At 47.9% G+C, this 18,649-nt stretch carries 21 protein-coding genes, 1 tRNA gene and 1 rRNA gene; 7 read left to right on the forward strand and 16 right to left on the reverse strand.

The genetic code is table 11. The features are described from left to right. The first annotated feature begins 55 nt into the window (after nt 1-55). The gene (locus tag Q8P05_00660) at nt 56-550 is read left to right on the forward strand and encodes a cysteine peptidase family C39 domain-containing protein (GenBank protein ID MDP2665999.1); all 495 of its coding nucleotides are present in this window, start codon (nt 56-58) and stop codon (nt 548-550) included. Here Q8P05_00660 and Q8P05_00665 read toward each other — a convergent pair. Continuing rightward, a complete protein-coding gene (locus Q8P05_00665) occupies nt 547-1,419 on the reverse strand; it encodes a hypothetical protein (GenBank protein ID MDP2666000.1) in 873 nt (290 codons plus the stop codon). The genes Q8P05_00660 and Q8P05_00665 overlap by 4 nt on opposite strands. A gap of 503 nt (nt 1,420-1,922) precedes the next feature. Between Q8P05_00665 and Q8P05_00670 the strand changes: the two genes are divergently transcribed. Continuing rightward, nucleotides 1,923-2,162: a hypothetical protein gene (locus Q8P05_00670; GenBank protein MDP2666001.1), complete on the forward strand. Its 240-nt coding sequence runs from the start codon at nt 1,923-1,925 to the stop codon at nt 2,160-2,162. A gap of 25 nt (nt 2,163-2,187) precedes the next feature. Then, nucleotides 2,188-2,427 (forward strand): hypothetical protein, encoded by a 240-nt coding sequence (locus Q8P05_00675; protein ID MDP2666002.1) that lies wholly within the window; start codon nt 2,188-2,190, stop codon nt 2,425-2,427. A gap of 240 nt (nt 2,428-2,667) precedes the next feature. On the opposite strand, the gene Q8P05_00680 is transcribed toward Q8P05_00675, so the two are convergent. Then, nucleotides 2,668-3,027: a PadR family transcriptional regulator gene (locus Q8P05_00680; GenBank protein ID MDP2666003.1), complete on the reverse strand. Its 360-nt coding sequence runs from the start codon at nt 3,025-3,027 to the stop codon at nt 2,668-2,670. Nucleotides 3,028-3,070: 43 nt separating this feature from the next. Between Q8P05_00680 and Q8P05_00685 the strand changes: the two genes are divergently transcribed. Continuing rightward, nucleotides 3,071-3,223 (forward strand): hypothetical protein, encoded by a 153-nt coding sequence (locus Q8P05_00685; GenBank protein ID MDP2666004.1) that lies wholly within the window; start codon nt 3,071-3,073, stop codon nt 3,221-3,223. A gap of 221 nt (nt 3,224-3,444) precedes the next feature. Here Q8P05_00685 and Q8P05_00690 read toward each other — a convergent pair whose 3' ends face one another. Both Q8P05_00690 and Q8P05_00695 read right to left on the reverse strand, forming a co-directional pair. After that, entirely contained in the window at nt 3,445-4,113 is a 669-nt protein-coding gene (locus tag Q8P05_00690; protein MDP2666005.1) for a Fic family protein, read from the reverse strand. A gap of 237 nt (nt 4,114-4,350) precedes the next feature. Continuing rightward, nucleotides 4,351-7,322, reverse strand: a 23S ribosomal RNA gene (locus tag Q8P05_00695). A 729-nt stretch (nt 7,323-8,051) separates the two neighbouring features. Between Q8P05_00695 and Q8P05_00700 the strand changes: the two genes are divergently transcribed. The 3 genes from Q8P05_00700 (at nt 8,052) to Q8P05_00710 (ending at nt 10,357) form a co-directional block, all read left to right on the forward strand. Then, nucleotides 8,052-8,777: a class I SAM-dependent methyltransferase gene (locus Q8P05_00700; GenBank protein ID MDP2666006.1), complete on the forward strand. Its 726-nt coding sequence runs from the start codon at nt 8,052-8,054 to the stop codon at nt 8,775-8,777. Between the two features lie 197 nt (nt 8,778-8,974). After that, on the forward strand, nt 8,975-9,487 hold the full coding sequence (locus tag Q8P05_00705) for an isochorismatase family cysteine hydrolase (protein MDP2666007.1): 513 nt from the start codon (nt 8,975-8,977) through the stop codon (nt 9,485-9,487). Nucleotides 9,488-9,637: 150 nt separating this feature from the next. After that, nucleotides 9,638-10,357: a hypothetical protein gene (locus Q8P05_00710; GenBank protein ID MDP2666008.1), complete on the forward strand. Its 720-nt coding sequence runs from the start codon at nt 9,638-9,640 to the stop codon at nt 10,355-10,357. A gap of 157 nt (nt 10,358-10,514) precedes the next feature. Here Q8P05_00710 and Q8P05_00715 read toward each other — a convergent pair whose 3' ends face one another. The 12 genes from Q8P05_00715 to Q8P05_00770 form a co-directional block, all read right to left on the reverse strand. Beyond that, nucleotides 10,515-11,069: a hypothetical protein gene (locus tag Q8P05_00715; GenBank protein ID MDP2666009.1), complete on the reverse strand. Its 555-nt coding sequence runs from the start codon at nt 11,067-11,069 to the stop codon at nt 10,515-10,517. Between the two features lie 55 nt (nt 11,070-11,124). Beyond that, nucleotides 11,125-11,196: transfer RNA gene (locus Q8P05_00720), tRNA-Ala, on the reverse strand. Nucleotides 11,197-11,401: 205 nt separating this feature from the next. Next, on the reverse strand, nt 11,402-12,010 hold the full coding sequence (locus Q8P05_00725) for an exosortase/archaeosortase family protein (GenBank protein ID MDP2666010.1): 609 nt from the start codon (nt 12,008-12,010) through the stop codon (nt 11,402-11,404). Further along, nucleotides 12,007-13,197 (reverse strand): glycosyltransferase, encoded by a 1,191-nt coding sequence (locus Q8P05_00730; GenBank protein ID MDP2666011.1) that lies wholly within the window; start codon nt 13,195-13,197, stop codon nt 12,007-12,009. The genes Q8P05_00725 and Q8P05_00730 overlap by 4 nt, the downstream gene beginning before the upstream one ends. A 72-nt stretch (nt 13,198-13,269) precedes the next feature. After that, nucleotides 13,270-13,983 carry a hypothetical protein gene (locus Q8P05_00735; protein ID MDP2666012.1) on the reverse strand — a complete coding sequence of 238 codons (714 nt, stop codon included), beginning with the start codon at nt 13,981-13,983 and terminating at the stop codon, nt 13,270-13,272. Between the two features lie 149 nt (nt 13,984-14,132). Continuing rightward, a complete protein-coding gene (msrA, locus tag Q8P05_00740) occupies nt 14,133-14,615 on the reverse strand; it encodes a peptide-methionine (S)-S-oxide reductase MsrA (protein MDP2666013.1) in 483 nt (160 codons plus the stop codon). 226 nt (nt 14,616-14,841) lie between these two features. Further along, complete coding sequence (locus tag Q8P05_00745; protein MDP2666014.1) at nt 14,842-15,537, reverse strand: hypothetical protein; 696 nt, start codon at nt 15,535-15,537, stop codon at nt 14,842-14,844. A gap of 211 nt (nt 15,538-15,748) precedes the next feature. Continuing rightward, complete coding sequence (locus Q8P05_00750; GenBank protein MDP2666015.1) at nt 15,749-16,396, reverse strand: NAD(P)-binding domain-containing protein; 648 nt, start codon at nt 16,394-16,396, stop codon at nt 15,749-15,751. Between the two features lie 80 nt (nt 16,397-16,476). Beyond that, nucleotides 16,477-16,785, reverse strand: coding sequence for a hypothetical protein (locus Q8P05_00755; GenBank protein MDP2666016.1), 309 nt, complete (start codon nt 16,783-16,785; stop codon nt 16,477-16,479). 191 nt (nt 16,786-16,976) lie between these two features. Further along, nucleotides 16,977-17,687: a hypothetical protein gene (locus tag Q8P05_00760; GenBank protein ID MDP2666017.1), complete on the reverse strand. Its 711-nt coding sequence runs from the start codon at nt 17,685-17,687 to the stop codon at nt 16,977-16,979. 17 nt (nt 17,688-17,704) lie between these two features. Continuing rightward, nucleotides 17,705-18,097, reverse strand: coding sequence for a hypothetical protein (locus tag Q8P05_00765; GenBank protein ID MDP2666018.1), 393 nt, complete (start codon nt 18,095-18,097; stop codon nt 17,705-17,707). Further along, entirely contained in the window at nt 18,094-18,612 is a 519-nt protein-coding gene (locus Q8P05_00770) for a vitamin K epoxide reductase family protein (GenBank protein ID MDP2666019.1), read from the reverse strand. The genes Q8P05_00765 and Q8P05_00770 overlap by 4 nt, the downstream gene beginning before the upstream one ends. Nucleotides 18,613-18,649 lie beyond the last annotated feature (37 nt).

The following is an 18,649-nucleotide window of genomic DNA, read 5'->3' on the forward strand; positions in this document are numbered from 1 at the left end:
CCCTATCCAAAAGGGAATCGAACGGCATTTAAAGAAGGGCCTTGGTTGAGATGGTATGCTTTCCATGTGGCCTGTAATCCAGAAGCCCTATTTCTGTGGCCCCGCCTGCCTGAAAATGGTACTCCGGCATTATGGGATAAAATCCCCCCGCCAAGGGGAGCTGGCCAAGCTCTGTCGATCAAAAGCCTACCGGCATGCCAATACGGGAACAGCCGGGAAGAATATTTTGGCTGCCGGAAAATCATTCGGCCTGGATGGGTTTCTCCAGGATATGTCCACCTTTGGGGAACTGCGAGGATGGGTGGAAAAAAAGAAGGTCCCCGTGATCGTGAGCTGGTTCGCCTTTGATGAAGGGCACTATTCGGTGGCGGTGAAAGTGACCACACGCAAGATATATCTGCAGGACCCCGAATTGGGACACATCCGGGTGATGGATAAACCCAAATTCCTCCGCCTCTGGTTCGATTATTCAGGAGCATTTATCCGAGAGAAAAAAGATGTGCACGTGCGCCGGATGATCGTATTATATCCCAAGAAGAAAAAAAGCTAGTCGGCGGGATGGAAAAAGCCATCACTAAAAGAAAATCCTGGCATGGGAGTCATTCGGATTTTCAACCCAAGCTTTTTTAATTGGGTGACGGCCCGTTCCAATTGGAGGAAAAGAGAAAGAGCACGATGTCGAGGAATAGCTTCACGGGTCACTTCACGGATATAATCCAGGTCACGCAAGACTTGGTTAAGTAATTTTTTAGCTTCTTTGGGTTCCTTGAAATGGGTGTGGCTATTTTTTCCTCCGAGCAATGATTCCAACCGATTACCGATCATAATTGAATAGTATCCCATCAATTTTCCATTGGATGACATCACTCCGATGTGCGAAAATTTCAATTTTGTAGCGGGGATTTGGTATTTGTATTTGTTTAACAGATTTAACAAGTCATCCGCAGAAGGAAAGTTGTCCATCTGAAGATCTTTTTTGGACATCAATTCCATTTTAGAACGTGTATTAGGGGTTTGGGTGGTGTGAGTATGGAATGACGAACGGGTTTTTTTGTCCGGGAAATAAGTCGTGACTTTCGATGGCGATCGTTCCAAATCCGCTTGTTTTAAACGACCTGGGGCGTCCTTATAGAAAAAATATTCTTCATTGGCGATTTCCGGCATGGATTCTACAACCTTTTTCACGCTGCTTCCCGTGCGATGGGCGGTAATGAAAGGAGGTCTCTTTTTGGCTTGGGCCACCTTTTGGATATAATTAATCTGTTCCGGTGTCAAGGGGATAGTGCGACAGCCGATAACACCCATACCTGCTAAAGTAATGCCCGCTTTCATGAAATTTCTTCTCCCTATGGAGAAGGGAATGGGTTTTGATGAACGGGTCCGGACTATTTTCGCCAACCTATTTTTCCATGAGGGCATATAGGAAGCTTAGACCCGATTCGAAAATAAAAATGAATTTGAATCGATTTTTTTGGAAATAAGTCTTTGCGAAAAGAAGGTGAGTCGCCGGCCGTAAGCGGCCTTCTGTTCTGTCCCCATTCGCCTAAGCGTCGTCGCGACTTGCACTCCTCCGGCGGGAACCCGTTTCAATGCGCGTGCCGGAACGTCCTCTCTTCGATTCATCCTGCCCGGCAGGGCAGACCGTTTCTGTGCTCCCGCGGCCGCTCCCGCAGCCGGACGGAGATTGACCGAGTGGGCCGACTTTCCTCAGCAGTCGTTCGCAAGAGAGGCTGACAGTCGGTGCCCCATCCTAGGGGCGGGAGGCCGACCTCTCCTATTGACCACCGTCGGGGGACCACCGGCGACTCGTATATAAATGGGGATATTATGTTTATAAAGAATAAGGGCCTCTATGTATATTGTTGAGTCCCCTTGAAAGGGAGCTTTTCGATCTTCAATCGCCGGAGAAAAGGAGGATGATCATGAAAACGTTCATCGCATTGGGATTTGTCACATTGGTAATCGGTATTGTATTGGCAGGGGCCGTGTCTGCTCAGGCGACGAATCAATTCCATGTTTCAGGATTTGTCACTCCCGGGGGTACCGTTCAGGGGCCGGCCGCACCGGAACCGTGTCCTGATAATGCAAATGGTGTTCCAATGGGACCTTGTGTGCCTCGAGGCGCATATGTGGGAACGGTAATCTCTCCCCTGCGATTTTAATTAATAAAAAAAGTGAGGTGTAACTATGAATCGAATAATGGCATTAGCAACAGTGGCCCTCTTCCTGGGAGTCATGCTCGCGGGTGTGGCAATCGCCCAACCGACGACGTCTTTCCATGTATCCGGGTTTGCCAAAACTTCTTATGCGGATAAAAGAGATATTTGTTTTCCCGATGTGGCCGGTTGCCCCTGTTTGGATGGGCCAGGAACCTTTTGTAGAAAGCACACATATCCCATTGTCGGAGTGTGCGCGGAAGACCAATAACCTATCGTTGGGATCTGCGAATAGTATAATCAGCGTATTTACAAATGAGCCGGTCTCTAGTGGCCGGCTAATATTTTTTTCTATTTTTTTTATGGACAATTTTTTCTGAGTGAATATCCCGCCTTACTAGAGATAACCCACCTCACGAGAGATAACCCAACTCCCTCGAGAAAATCGTTTTTCAATTGGAAAAAATATAAATTACGGTCTAATTCAAAAGGGCCCATTACCCATGGCTAATCACTCCATTACTCCCACAAAGGTACGGCAGAACTGTTCCTTCGCATAGTGGAGGGCGGATTTCCCTTCCGGGGTCAGGGTATACTGGATCATCTTGCCATCCCGTTGTTCCGAAACGAATCCATTTTCTTTCAAGCTTTTCAACGCGGGGTAGATGGTTCCTGGAGAAGGTTTGTCTCCTTTTCGTTTCCCAATTTCCTCGGCCAACTCCTGCCCGTGCATGGGTCGCTTGCTCAAGAGAAAAAGAATGAGAAAAGAAAGCATCCCCCGCATGTCGCAACATTTTTCCATGGAACGCAATGAAAACACCTGTCTACATATCGGATACCCGATATCCTTTTTATAGGCAACAGGTATCATATCGTACAACCAATATGTCCCTTTTGGGATAGGAGGCCAACCTATGAATTGCTATGGATCCTGCGGCCCCGGTTATTCGCGGGGCTTTCTGACAAGAGAAGAGAAGATCGAGCTGCTTTCTGAATATCAGGCCCAGCTCGAGAAAGAGGCCCAAGGGGTGAAGGAGAAGATCTCCCAGCTCCAGAACGCCTCATGAATGAAATAGGACCCCGGGCGGGAGGATTCATTCCCGCCTTCCCCTCTATTGGAGAGCGTCCATGAAAACGATTCCTAATAGCCCGCGAAACCCTTCCTTGCCCACGGAACGCCCTCATGCCCTGGACGAAGACGTTCCTCGGTTGCCGTGGCACTAAAGGCGTTTTTAGTTTTAGGTATCCTCAAGTCGCCATTCCCTAACTAATGGGGTAATTAAAACGATCAGGATTTTTCGAGCAATTTCATCGTTTCGGGATTCTTTTTGATGAACTCGTCAACAAATTTAATCAGTTCATCATGGTCGACCGGGATGGCCTTGAAGCGTGATTTTTTGAATAGCATAGGCGTCGAATCCTCCATTACACTTGGTTTTTTCCATTTTATGAATGTTTGCACACTTTGCACGATTTCCAAGGGAGAGAGGTATGATATTTTTGGATTTGCGCCGGCCAATTCAAATAACAGCGTGATTAATCGAAAATCTGGGGATTCTGAGTTTTTCCCAAAAATCTCGTTGATTGCATCGAAAGGTTTTGATCCTTGATTAATTTTCTGATTTATTTGAATCAACTTTGATTTGATATTTTCTTCGTCATAAGTAGGGTCAAATTGGTTATTATGCAAGAAAAAATTGAATGAAATGAATGCAGTCCGTTTGTTCCCATCATTAAAACAATGTCCTTTAACAAGATGAAAAAGGAGATAGGAAGCGCAGTAAACTACTTTTTCCTGGGGGCTTCTCGGTTCAATACCTGCTAATTCAGGGAAATCCTTAATCTGGTCGATAATAAAGTTAAGATTCTCGGAAGACATGAAGCCATTGGATTGGACATGAATCCGGTCGTGTATATCAAGGATATCTTCCCTTGTCAAATAACGAAAAGAAGCCATAATTCATGACATAATACCTGTCAATATAAAGCTAGGGATGGCCCGCCGCCAATTAAAATCTGGTAATCAGAAAAAATATCTGATGACCTCGCCATAGGTTTAGTTCGTAAGTTTTTGAAAAAACGGTTATTTCAAAAAGTTCTGTGAAAAACTTTTTTCCAAATCGTTTTTTTGATAAAACTTTTTTCCCAAAAAGGAAATTCGTTTTTTGATAAAACTTTTTCCTAAAAAGTTTTGTGTAAGAATTCCTCGCGTGCTTAGTACGCGTGGACTGAACACGTCGCCGTAGCTCCGTGCGTACATCCCGCGCCTATCAAACCGGTCTTCTACCGGCACGCTTGTTCCGTGACACTGGTTTATCTCCCAGCAGATCGGAAATGTTGGTTTCTTTTCAGGGGACGCTTCACCCTTAGATGCGTTCAGGGTTTATCGTCTACCGCGTAGCTACCCAGCAGTGCCCTGTCGGACAACTGGTACACCAGTGGCGACGCCTCGCCGTTCCTCTCGTACTCAGCGAAGCTTTCCCTCAAACCAACAACAACTCCAACAGATAGTAACCAAACTGGCTCGCACCGTTCTTAACCCAACTAACGAAAGTCTTTAATGAGTAAACCCCTCCACCCTTGGCTGGTTATGCCCAGCCAGGATGACTTGAGACGACGGCGAGGTCGCAAACTGCGGGGTCGATATGGACTCTCTCCCGCAACCACTCAGTTACCCCCAGGATCGGTTCACTGTTAGACTAGGGACCCATTACTGGTCACACTAGCGCTCGCTAAACCCTGGTTTCCCATCAGCGTCCCTTGATGTGTAGAACACTGTCAAGCCTGCTTTTGCTTTTGCACTCTACGGCGAATTTCTGACTCGCCTGAGCAGACCTTTGGGCGCCCCTGATATCGTTTCAGGGGCGTACCGCCCCAGTCAAACCACCAAGCCAACCGGTGTCCCTCCCTTTTGGGGAGGTAAGTTAGGAAAGTACTGAAGGATGGTGTTACATTGGCGCTCCGCAGCAACTGGCGTCACTGCATCGTCGCTCCCATCTACACTGTACATCAGCACGTTCCTACCAACGATTGGGTGTGGTAAACTGCCGTGGGGTCTTCTCTTCCCGTTGGAGTTCCGCGGCATATTCACCGCGTAGTGAGTTCATCGGGCCCCTCGTAGGGACAGCAGGAATCTCGTTACTTCCTTGGTGCAAGCCGGCAATAAACCGGCAAGGTATTACGCTACCGTGAGAGCCTCAGAGTTAGGCCCGCTCTTCACAAGCCTTTAGACCGGTTGGAACCGGGGTTCAGGTACTTGCAGTGAGCAGAAGTCGGTGACTATACTAAGCCTCGCGGCCTTGCAGTCACCTATGTTTTTGATAAACAGTCGGACTCCTCTTGTTATTGCAACCTCCACGTTTTGCACGCAGAGGCACCCCTTATACCGAAGATACGGGGCTAGATTGCCGAATTCCCTTACGAGAGTTTGTCCCGGAACGCCTAGGCCTTCTCAGCCAGGGGCACCTTTCTCGGTTCTCGGTACGGGGACGCACAATCCTTGCACAGACGGTTTTCACGGGCCACCGGCCTTTGCGATACATTGCTGCTCCAGCCCTTTAACCATTTTCTCATCATGATGATTCTCCAATGGTCTGTAGGCCTTGAACCGGCAGACAAGCCGGCATCACATAGCCGCTGACGTTCCATCTATGCCTATCGTTGCCGAAAACGTATGCGCGTCGTACAGGAATATGAACCTGTTTCCCTTTCGCGGTTACCCTTATTGAGGGTCCGCTTAGGACCGACTAACCCTTAGCTTATGACAAGCGCTAAGGAACCCTTGCCCTTTCGGCGGAAGAGATTCTCACTCTTCTATGTTATTACTAGCGCGAGGATCCATGTTACAGGCAGCTCCAGAGGATCTTACGACCCCCCTTCGGCGCCACCCGTACACCTTCTTACAGAATCACACGTTCAACGTGTGTCATGTGGTATCGGCAGATCACTTGAGCCCAGCGTATCTTCCCGGCTGGCGTCCTAGATGGATGAGCTGTTACGCTTTCTTTAAAGGATGGCTGCTTCTAAGCCTACCTCTCCACTGTCTATGGAAACCAACGCAGTTCATTCACACTTAGCAATCATTTATGGGCCTTAACCACACACCGGGTTCTTTCCCTTTCGGAAACGCAGCTTACCCGCGTCCCCCCACTCCGCGCTTCTACGAGGAATGCAAATTCGGAGTTTGACAAAGAAGCTGAGGGTTTCCCCCCAGTACTTCCTAATCAGTATCTCTACACCGCATTCCCTCTCCGCGCGGGCCGGCCTAAGGGCCGTTTCAGAAGGAGCCCGCTATCACCTGATTCGAATGACATTTTACTCCTATCCCCAGGTGACCCAAACAGTTGGACTAGAACTGGTTTCGATCCTCCACCCGGTTGTAGCCAGGCTTCAATCTCCCCAGGGATGGATCATCAGGCTTCGGGTCTGGTGGCCGTGACTGGTGCGAGTTTAACACACCGCGCCTCATTCTTGCGAATTGCGCGCGCTCGGTTTCCCTGCGGCTTCGTTCTTGGAGAACTTAGCCTCGCCACGTCCACAAACTCCCTCGCTCGTGCTTCAGGACGTACGATGCGACGCTGATCAAGCCCCTTCGTTTCCTTCAGGGACCATCGTTTCTTTCACGCCGCATCTCTCCGTCACCGATTAGTTTCAGGCGCTTTGCACCCCCTTCTAAGGGTACTCTTTCAGCTTTCCCTCACGGTACTTGTTCGCTATCGGTCTTGGAATGTATTTAGGGTTTCCGGGGAATGACCGGAATATTCAGACGCAATATCCGATGCGCCCTACTCTGGATACTAGGAAATCAACCTATTTGGCTACAGACACGGGACTATCACCCTCTCTGGTACGGCTTTCCAGCCGACTCATCCTCGCCAACTAGCTTGTGCGCCCAGTCCAAACCCCACATCTCCATGAGGTTACCCCCACGGATTCGGTTTGCCCTCTGCGGATTTCGGTCGACCCTACTCCCCGCATCTCGTTCGATGTCTTTTCCTCCCGGTACTAGGATGCTTCGATTCCCGGGGTGCCCGTTCCTTTGGGGAACAATTCGGAGATCGTGGGATCAAACCCTGCTTGCAGGTACCCCACGCTTATCGCAGCTTGCCACGTCCTTCATCGGCTTCCAAGCCAAGCCATTCTCTAATCGGCTACTTGAATCTCTTACACTCACTTAAAATTTTGGGAACAAACTAAACCTATGACGAGGTCATCGGATAAGCGTCAAATGAGGCGCTGGAAGCCCTAATCAAAGGGTTGTTCCACGGGTCCCCTCCCCCTAATTTTTGGGACAGAAACCCGGATCCTCCTCCTGTGACCCCCACGCCGGCGAAGGACATCGGGGGCTGCAACGCGCCGCTTCCGATCGGCGGCACCGGGGGACTACAAGAGGGTCTTGCAGACCCTCGGTAGGCCTTCCAGGCTCCGAGCGAAAAAGGTCATAGAAAAAAGAGAGTTTTGGCAAACCCGCTTTCTGGTCTACAACCCAAATCGGCGGTAAATCCACTATTTTTCCCGGTCAAAAAACCGGGAACCTAACCACTATCCCGGGGCCAAAAATTATAAAGGGAATGGAAAAATGGGGTGGCTTCAAAATGCTGGGTGTTTTTTATGAGGGGTAAGATAGCATGAAGCACGTATTATGTAGTATATTATGATCTGATAAAGCGTCGTTAAGATTAGAATAATATGCCCCCGGCGAGCTTAAGCCCCTGAACAATGAACCCTACTGAATAACTTTTATAAGTCATTCTTGAATCGGTCCGACTTAATAATTTTGACTGTGTCCTCAAACTAGACCTCTTTCTATAGGGTATGTCCCCTTCTATAAATCCAGGTTTTTAATACCTGGACACTATTTATGCGTTCATAACTACCATTTGATAGTGGTGTGAAATGGAACATTCAATGAATTCCGTCGATATTGATGCCTATAAGGAATACAATAAGTACATGGATTTTCAGAATCGGCGCTTAGATTATGTGAAAGCCATCAAAGAATCGATACGATTAGCAGCGAAGTATACCCAGAATAAAGAAGGTCTTGTAGTTGCGGATTTTTGTTGCGGAACGGGGAATAATACCAAGTTACTCGCAGAGAAGGTTGGCTCTCTTGCCAAGGTTTTGCTGGTTGATATTAACAAGGGTTTTTTGGATATTGCCAGGCAATCCGAAATAAAAAGCAATGAACTAAAATTTTATAATGAAGACATTTTGAACGTGGAGTTTGAAAAGGAATGCGACCTTGTCTTATCCGTATTTGCGTACCATCATGTTAAAGATTCTGAGAAGCACCGATACATTGAGCAGATTAAAAGCTGCCTAAAAGATGGTGGATTTCTAATTCTCACAGAGATTTTTCTCGAAAACAGACAAAAGTGTATTAATTATTATGAAAAACTATTCTCTGCTATTCCAGTCCAAGACCGAATTCCAGGGTTGGAAAACTTTTTGATGCAAACCGCTCTGAGCAATGATTTTGAATTTAAGATTGGAAAAAAAGTCGCTGATGCCCAGTTTAGAAATGCTGGCTTCAAGCTTGTTGAGGAAACCAAAATATGGCCTTTAGATAACGCGATGAAAAAAGATGAAGGAACGTTCGTCCAAGTTTACAAATTTTAGGTCGTTTTCGGGAGAACCCTTCCTGCTTTAGCAGGCCGATGAATCCCGCCACCGTTTGCTTCGGTTATCCTTTTTTCCGTTCATTTAATCGGACGCGGGGCACTTCAGTGCCCCCTAGTTCACAAGTCAAGCCATGATTGAAAAATTTGTTTTTTTAAGTGAATAATGATTAAATAGGGTATATCTGTCTAAAATTGATGGAAGTTCTATTAGTCATTGATATGCAAGAAGGCTTTCGATACTTGGATTCCGAACGTATTTTGGAAAGGGTTGGAAAAATCCTGCAAAAAATCTCTCCTAACTACTACTTTTCTCGTTTCAAAGACAAGAAAAATTCAACTATTGAGAAGCACACATTGTGGAAAAAATTTCAAGACCAAAAGGCATGGCCCATAATGAGTGAAATTCGTCATTTTTCTAATAAAAATAACACATTCGATCACTATACTTACACCGTGCTAACTCCATATTTGAAAAAGGCATTCACGAAAAGACACGTCAAAACTGTATATTTAGCTGGAATATATACCGACGTCTGTGTAATCAAAACGGCAATGGATCTCATTGATGAAGGAATCCAAGTAAAAATAATCCAAGATGCATGTGCTTCATTACATGGAGAAATTAATCATAAGCAAGCAATTGACTCACTCAAACACATCATCGGGAGAGATAACGTCATCAAGTCCAATATGATCAGGAAAACTTAATCAGTTGCCACCAAAAATAAATATCCCTAATCCCGTCCGTTTTTTAACCAACGTCATCCGAATTCTATACGGATTTCCGGACGTTTTTCGGACTGGTGGCTTGCATGCCCCGAGCGAAATTTATATAAGGGTAAACCCGTTCCCTCTTCTATGCCCCCCCTCAAACGAGTCCGGCGGATGCTTCGCATCCCCATCCTTTCCGATGCCCGAGAGGTGCGCCGGCTGGAGACCCTGACCAAGGTGAGCCCGCGCGTCCGGAAATCCACTTTTTCCCCAACCGCTCTCAAGCGCCGACTGAGGGAGATCCAGCGTATCCAAAAACTGAAGGAGAACTTACGTCAAAGCAAGATGAAGTGGAAAAGGATGTTGGACGATTGGAGCCAAAATCGTCGATTTGGGTTGCCCACTCAGCGCATATTCAACTACAACTATGCCAAATATCCCCTTGGAGAAATGGTCCTGGAAATCATGCTCAAGCCGGAAGCGGTAGGTCCTGATATTGATGGTGTCCGCTGGCGCATGCGGAAGAGCCAAAAGTTTGAATTAATTCCCATCTACCACTGGTCGACACCCCAATTCGTTGAGGGCGAATTTATAGGGAAAGCCACTATTACGGTCCATGGGAAGAATTATTTTGTGGCCCTCACTTACTCACGAAAAGAAGACGCTGTTAGGGCCGGAAGAAGTTTCTCACGCCAACCAAAAATTGAGCGAAGTGAGTCCGGTAATCCAGCATATATATTCCATTTCGATGGATGGTTCCCCCAACGAATTATAGATGAATACATTAAGTTCAAAAATCTGAACAACCAATTCGTGGCCGCGCGCACCGCTTACCAAAGTCAATACTACAAACGGGGCTACCTCTGAACGTACTCAAACAAACTTTTTAGAAAAAAGTTTGATCAAAAAACTTGTTATAAAATAGTTTCATCATAAAACCATTTTTGAAAAAAGTTTAATTGCTTCCTCATTCGACCTAAAGGCCGAGGAATTAGACCGTGAGACTGAAACAATCATTGGTTCGTTAAGGGTTGGGAATCATGGGTTCACAAGATCCCCAGAATGTTATCGCGCAGAGTGTTTTTACCTTGGGAACATCTGGAGGGTCATCGTAAAAAGAAGGTGTTGGAAAACAAGATGGTCTTTGATTGTTACCTAATTCTACAAAAATGGGACAATCGGTTTGAGTGGAACAAAACTGGCTTGAGATATTGCGGACATCAGCGATTGCGGCATCACAATGAGCCTGGGAATCAGAGGGACAAGAAACGCCATAATGAATATCTTCGTTCACATGTGGCCAATTTATATTGGTTCCACAGGAATACGGAACCCTCCTACCTGTCTGGGGATCGGTACAAACTATTTGAAATTCTCCTTGCTCATTAAACTCCCCGTTACAAATGGGTTCACCAGGGGGATGAATATCGCTTTCTGTAGAACCCGTGGTTCGGACTCCCTGAATGGCAAGACCGGTATTAGGATTGTTGCCAATGAGGTAAATGGATATCACCAAAATAGCTACTAATGCTATTACCAATGAAAACTGGTCCATCGAAAGGGTTTGGAATTTAGGCATGCATTTTGATAAAAACCGGCCTTTTTAATTTTATGTTATCCTTTTTACTTTTCATTGGACCCGGCGGGACTTGAACCCGCAACCTTCTCGTTGCAAACGAGACGCGCTACCATTGCGCCACAGGCCCGGCACGCTTCCTCGGCACGCTTTCGATGGCCGTTTTCGTCCGGCCGCACCGAGGGACGAGGGAGGGTTACACCCCCCCGGCGGCCGGTAGACCTAATAGGGATTAACCATTTCATCCAAAGCAAGCCTTAAATATCCCAGACGGGAAACGCCCAATGGAAATCCAGAATGAGGGGATTTATCCTATTTTAATAGGGGATTATTTCCTATTTGATTCCAAGGACATTGAGCTTGGGCAAATGTTCCTTGGGGAAATGACCGAAAATGATGAGCCAGGCGATGTACATGAAGATGGCCCAGAAGAATATCATAACTTGTCCCACCGAATCATGATGCAAGATCAAGGCCTCCGGAGAGAATTGCAATCCTACCAACACGTCAGCCACAATGCGGAGGGTATTGCCTAAGAAGAGAAAGGGGACAAAGAGGAGCGACGCCACTCGGTGGGTCAATGGAAAAACCGGCATGAGGAATATGGTGAGGGGAAAAATGAGCATGAGCACCACGCCACTGCATTCCGCGGACACCTCCAGGGGTGGAAGACCCTCCACCACCAAATAATTTCCCCATGGAGCCGAAAACACCCCAATAAGGTTGAGGATAATGGCGGCCAACCAACTCGTGAGCTCGGGGAAAGGATAATAATAGGGAAATTCGAGCACCGCATAGGCTAAGATGCCCCCCACCACAAGAAGGACAATGCCCCATTTGAGGATGTTTTTCCCCTGCTCCCTAAACGAAGATGTGGATGTGGCCGGCGTAGAGGTGTTTGGCTTGAGCGCCGCCGTTTGGGGGGTTGAATGATGTTGCATCATCGGGTCCCCCAATGGGTATTCTTCATGGTGAGGAGGGCATAGATACGGGTGGGGATGAGAAGGAACACGTGGACTAATGCATACACGGGGAAGATAGTCAATCCCCAATCCCGGGTGCGGTAAATCCCATACATCCCCCGGATGAGGGCAATCCCAACGAGCACGGCCAGATATCCTAACAAATAATACGGGCTAATCAGGGTAGAACGATAAATTGTGTAGCCTAAGGACAAAACGAGGAGCAAGGGCAGGATGAGCTGGATGATCATGTCATAGATGATATAGGGATGGAGTTTCCTGGGGTGTCGAATCACCATCTTAATGGTCCACAATAGCTCGCGATAAAAACTCTTATTCCATCGCGTCTGCTGTTTGAGAAAACCTTGGATGGTTTGAGGGACATGGGTGAAAGCTACGGCGCGACGCTCGTAATGAACTTTGTAGCCTTTGTTCAGAATTAAATTTGTCAGATGGCGGTCATCCCCATATGTGCATTTTTCTCCCAAGAAGACCTGGGAGATGTATTTCTCTTTCACATCATGGATGATGGAACTCCGATACGCCGCCAGGGGACCGGAGCAGCAGAGCACGGTGCCGAAAAGGCTTTGGGCGGCCCGCTCCTGATTGAACGCCGTCCAATACCTCCCATCAATAATCCGTGAAAGGATCTTCTTGGTCTTCACAACTTTCACATGACCGGTGGTGGCCCCCACTTGAGGGTCCTGAAAACGTTGAACCAGGTTGGCCACCGCATCCGGGAGTAATTGGGTGTCCGAATCAATGGTAACCAGTATTTCGGCATCGGAAGTCAAATGAATGATGTCAAACGCCTGCTTCTGGGCATGACGCTTTCCATTATTCTGGGGATTATGGACGAATCGAACGCGGGGGCTCCAGAGAAATTTTTTCCTAACTGCTAGAAAACCGGTTGGATCCTTGGAACCATCGTTCACCACGACAATATGGATGGAACCATTGTATTTCTGCTCCATGCATGATTGGACACAATTGGAAAGGGATTGGGGGTCCTCGTTATAGGTAGGGATGACGATGGATACGCTGGGAGTGAAGGAGGGATTGAAAGTGGATTTCAACGATCTCAGGTATTCAGCATGGGATAAATTAATCTGAACGAAGAGGTGGGTGAGGGCGAGAAGGCCGTAGATTGAAATGAGTTCTGCGATCATCTCGTCCCCAACCTCACGTGTCGTTCATCCTATTTCCTGGAGGAGGTATTCCCGATGTGGTTTGATTCACCGCTACAGTCCTTTTACGCGGCGTGTGTATAGGAAGAATCCACTTCCCAGCATGAGGGTAGCCAGCATTCCAGCCACGAGGGGGTGGATAGGCACTTTCAGGTCGCCCGACTCTGCCACGGGGGCATTGTCAGCGAAGGCACGAAACCATATTTCACCCGTCTGCATGATGGGACCTGGTTCCTGGTCGTCGCGGGTCACCGTGTAGGTGACTTGCGCGCTTTCCCCGGGAAGGATGATGCCAAACATATGGCTTCCATTCGTGTTCCCCTGGTTATTGGTGGGGGGACTCACTATCCAGGAATCGGGGGTATTGCGCAAATCCCCTCGCGTATTGAGGGAGGGAACATTGCCCACATTGGTTACGGTTACTTCCACCTGGAAAGTGTCTCCCGCATTGGCCGCGCTCCCGATGATCGACGCTTGGACCAGCAATAATGTCTGCTGGGCCGGCTGGGACTGCTGAACATCTCCCGTGATAGGGATGGGTTCGATGTCTGAAACTATATCATTAGGCGCCGCATCCGAAATGGGATCAGCTATCTCATTTTCCTGGTCGGCTGCCTCTTCGGTTTCCTCAGCCAGTTCAAATGCATCCGTGTCGGATATCTCATTGTCTTCCGGTCCAATAGAATCGGTAAACGCGTCCTGAGTCATTCCCCACACGACCGGGGCGCTCAATATGGCAATTAACGCCAAGACTACAGTGAATCGCATCGTTATCATCCTCCTGATGGTTAAAGTTTGCGTTAAACGGTATTCTTCGTCGCGTGCTTAAATACATGCTTTACGAAACCTTTATGCCAAGGTAGGGTTAACTTTTGTCCCTGAAAATGAATAGAAAACTTTATCTCTTGAGAAAAATATTAGCTGGGACAATGTGATTGGCCTGTTTTTTCCAAATACATTTGATGATATTCCTCGGCCCGATAGAAGACTGAAGCCGGTTCGATGGTCGTCGTGATGGGAAGGGGGTATTTTTTTGAAGCGATTTCCTGTTTTATTGACTTTTCAGCCGTCGCCAGTTGCGCTTGGGAATGATAGAAAATGACACTCCGGTATTGGCTCCCCCTGTCAGGACCTTGCCGGTTTCCCTGGGTGGGATCATGGATGTCCCAGAATACGCGCAAGAGGGCATCATATGAGACTTTTTTAGGGTCGAATGACAAGTGGCACACCTCCACATGCCCGGTTTTTCCCGAGCATACTTGGGCATACGTCGGGTGAGCCTTTGTTCCCCCCATAAAACCAACCGTCGTATCCACTACGCCATTCACCCGGCGGAAGGATTGTTCCACCCCCCAAAAACAGCCGGCCCCGAAGGTGGCTAATTCGAACTTACCTGGGATGGGTAGTGGAGTCACGCCTACTCCAAATACGTTCCACTCTATAAAAATAGGTGCCGGCACCTGGCACGAACGACTGGGGAGATAATAATAGGGTTCATCCTTCCCTGTGCCGACACAATGTTATTTCATTTCGATATTACTCAATTCATACCACTCATTCTTCTGATTTTTTCAGCACTGGCTCAAGCGAAACGTACACCCATCATTATTGAAGGGTCTTGTTTCCTCAGCTTACCTGTTTCCGGCGCAAATACACCCCGTACCCGCCCAGCATCGAACCCACGAGGGCGAATGCCACGAGCGGATGGATAGGGACCCTCAACGCATTAGAAGTGGCCTTATTGGTATTATCTCCTTTCGCTTCGAAAACGAGGGTTGAATCTTCGGCGTCGCGGGTGATAGTATAAATGAATTCACGACTATCTCCTGACGGCAAATCGCCGAAATCCGCCATCTTATCGGCCGGTGTCACTTGCCACCCTTCTGGTACGAACATGAGTTCGCCCATCACATTTTCAGCGGTCACCATCCCCACGTTGGAAATGATAGCTTTCACCTTGAAGGTGTCGCCCTCTTCCTGGTAGGGGCCATCAATGAACAGATGGGCAATCAACAACGTCCTTCCATTGTCTTTCATCGTATTGATGAGAATTAAGTTTTTTACCAGTACTTGCTGGGTCGATTTAAGGACTACTCTTTCCTGCAGTCCGTCATCACTATTGATGAAGACCTGTTTAGCATTGCCTACTGACGTTTCATGATCCACCTGGACTGTCACGGATTGAGTTTCCCCTTCCACGGAAGCATGGTTCTGGTTGTCCACGCTCGCTTCCGAAGAAGAATCCATGGACGTCCCATCGGCCCACGCGGGGGACCCCAGTAGGAACAATGACGCCACGGCCAGGACTAAAAGATTCTTCATTGATTCACCTCCTAAGTTGAATATCCACACACCCCACGGCCTGCGGCATTATTATTCATACTTTCTGACACTTTACGGGTTTTTTCTAATGCAGCAAGATATGTTCGAAACTTGACAGGAGTGTCTGTAATTAATTAAAATAAGTGATGAAATGTCCATTCCCTGACATGACGGAAGATTATATGAAAAAGCGCTGGAATATTTTTCCCGCTCACTTCTGTAGCAATTTGAAGGCGTGGTTCCAGTGATTATTGAAGAATCCATAGTGGGTCCACAGGATAGCCATGTTTTCAAGGAGGTAACTTTGAGTGATGTCTCCCAGATCATGGACCTCCCACCCCACCCCCTTTACAAATTCACTCACTTGCTGTTTGGTGGGGGCATCGTTTCCGCAAATGAATAAGGTGGGGGTTCCATCCTTTAATGCAGGATTAAGCATGTAGGCCGCGGTAACGATGTTGAAGCATTTCACCACTTTGGATTGGGGTAACAAGTCTTGCACCCGCTTTCCCATGGAATCCGGATACACGATTCCGGGCACCGGAGGCTTTCCTTCAACCTCGAATTTCAATGGGTTGGTGGTGTCGATGACTATCTTCCCAGAAAAATGCTCCTTTTTGGCCAATTCAATGGCATTTTCCACCCCATCCCACTTGGTGCAGAGCACGAGCCACTCCCCAAATTTAGCCGCCTCCTCATTCGAAGCTGCGCAGGCAGAAACTCTTTCCTTCTCCAACTCCGCATTCGCCTTTTCAGGGGAACGCGTTCCCAGCACGACTTGGTGCCCCAAGCGAATAAAATCCTTAGCGAGGGTCCTTCCCACGGACCCTGAACCAATGATGCCTACCTTCATACTCATCACCCTCCTTCTGGTGATAGATTAGGACAGGTACACTGGGGCCAATTAAAGATATGCCAATATGTTTTTCTCAAAAAGAATTAGGTTGGATGGGATTTTTTGATCCTCTTTTCTCGTTTCCAATCACCCATTTGATAAAAAGGCCACTCATAACGGCCTGTTTTTGCATTGGATCGAACTAAGGGTCGTTGCGAAATTGGATCCAGAGGGATCTCGTTGAAAGTGGCGACATACGTGTTGGCTAATTCATTAAACTCTCTGAGCATCCGCGCCTTTTCCCTGCGGTTGAAAAAAGTGGTGTCACTAACGGATGGCCAAAGATTTTTCCATAAAATGCTTAATCTTATTTCTAAAATTTCTCTATTTTTATTCAATATTCCCCCTTCCATTTTTGGGGATGTGGACGGCCGCCTATTCAAAGCCCGGATGTGTGGCGATTCGCGTCGCTCCCGTCGTCGATGCGGATGGGTCATACGGAGTGAAGGAGTTTTGCCAATAAATATGCTCGGTTGGCGTTGGGTCCATCTCCTTGTCCGTGATTTTCAATTCCGCTGTTACCATGTCTACCATATCAGAGGCTTCAGATGATGGACGCAGCCATATACAACCCTAATGCAATGAGGAATAGACCAATGCCCAACCGCATGAGTCCGCGGTTCTCTTTCCGCCAGGCCTCCATCTTCTTGGAGGTGGTGCCAAAATACATCAGGCCGATGATGACGAACAAGGGAAGGACGAAGACGAGGTTATACAAAAGGAGTAAGGGAATTCCCTCCGCTAAATTGCCTGCCGATAACAATCCCAACACCGCCAGATAGGGCGCTCCCGTGCAGGGCAATTCGATGAAAACCACGAATATCCCTAACACGAATGCGAAGGCAATCGCGAGGAAGGGGTGTTTCATCTCCAAGTTTTTGAAAATGGAGGTATAGTGTTTGACCCGTTCCGCCCCCCCGGGAAGGATTTGGAGGGAAAACCCTTTTCCGTACCAAAAGTAATCCTTGATCTCCAACAACCCGGCTAAAATAGCGATGATGGCCGCTAACCAATAGAAACTGATGGATAGGCCGGTGTTCAGGGCCAGGTGAAGGATGCCTAATCCCAAAACGAGGTAGGTGAGGTAGACGGCCACCACATAAATCAGGCCGGCGATGAGCATCCGACGCTTGTCTTTCTTGAAAACGGCCTTCATGTAAGCCAGGAGGAAGATGAGCACCCCGAAGACGCAGGGATTAATGCTGTCCGCAAGCGCCGCCCCAATGACTAATGGGAGGGTGAGTTCTGTGACCATTTGTCCCTAACTCCCTGTCACGCGCCCGTCCCCGGATAGGGACACCCGGTCAATTCTTCCAACTCCTGATAGGTGGCCAACCCTTCAATGCGCCCTAATTCCTGTCCATCCACTTCCCTCACCCACGTGGGGGTTTTGGCGATATTCTTTTCCAGGCATAATTCCACTTGGGGATTTTCCCCATTGGGATGGCATTCTATTTCGATGATTTTTTCGAACGCGGGACCAAACTCCTCCCGCTGCTTCTTGCAGGAGAGGCAGGTGAACGACCCATACATGAGAGTGTCGCTGTCGGTAATACATTGGGCGAAGGCCGTGAACGCCGGGGTTTGCGGATGCGCCGTGCTTCCCCCGACACAGCCTGCTAATACGATGAGGGCAATCATTCCGATGGCTAACATAGTTTTCATGCGCGTTTTCCTCCCGTTCTTCGCCAATGGACAAAGGCCCAAAGGACGATTAAAAGTAATACCGTATGTGAGAATATACACCAGGTGCAGATGGCGTCCAAAACATAGAGCATGAGATAGACGAAATACATCGCTCCCAGGAACATCAGACCGCCCGCGATGGCAATAATCTTTAACGCGGTTTCCTGGGCTAATCGCTTATGCCATCCCCCCCAGGCGATGAGGAAAAAGAAGGCGAATCCTAATATTCCGAATACCGAAACAGGAATGCCAAACATCTCGGAGTACACACTGTTATTCACAAAATCACAATTACCCCCAATAGGGCAGGCCGTGGAGGTGTCCGAGAGTTTGTTATAGAGGAGGATGGAATCAATGCCAATTCCAATGAGCGCCAGAACCAGGATGACCATCCATTTGGTATTATGGGCTTTCTGGGAAGCGTTTTTGGAAGAAGGAGATGACAGGCCGGGTGAGGAAACCTTGGGTTTCCTCTTATTACGAGCGGGAGGCATGCCTGCAACACCCATTTCCCATTTTTAAATGATATAG

The sequence above is a fragment of the Candidatus Diapherotrites archaeon genome, assembly GCA_030688545.1.
Taxonomy (GTDB): domain Archaea; phylum Iainarchaeota; class Iainarchaeia; order Iainarchaeales; family VGJJ01; genus VGJJ01.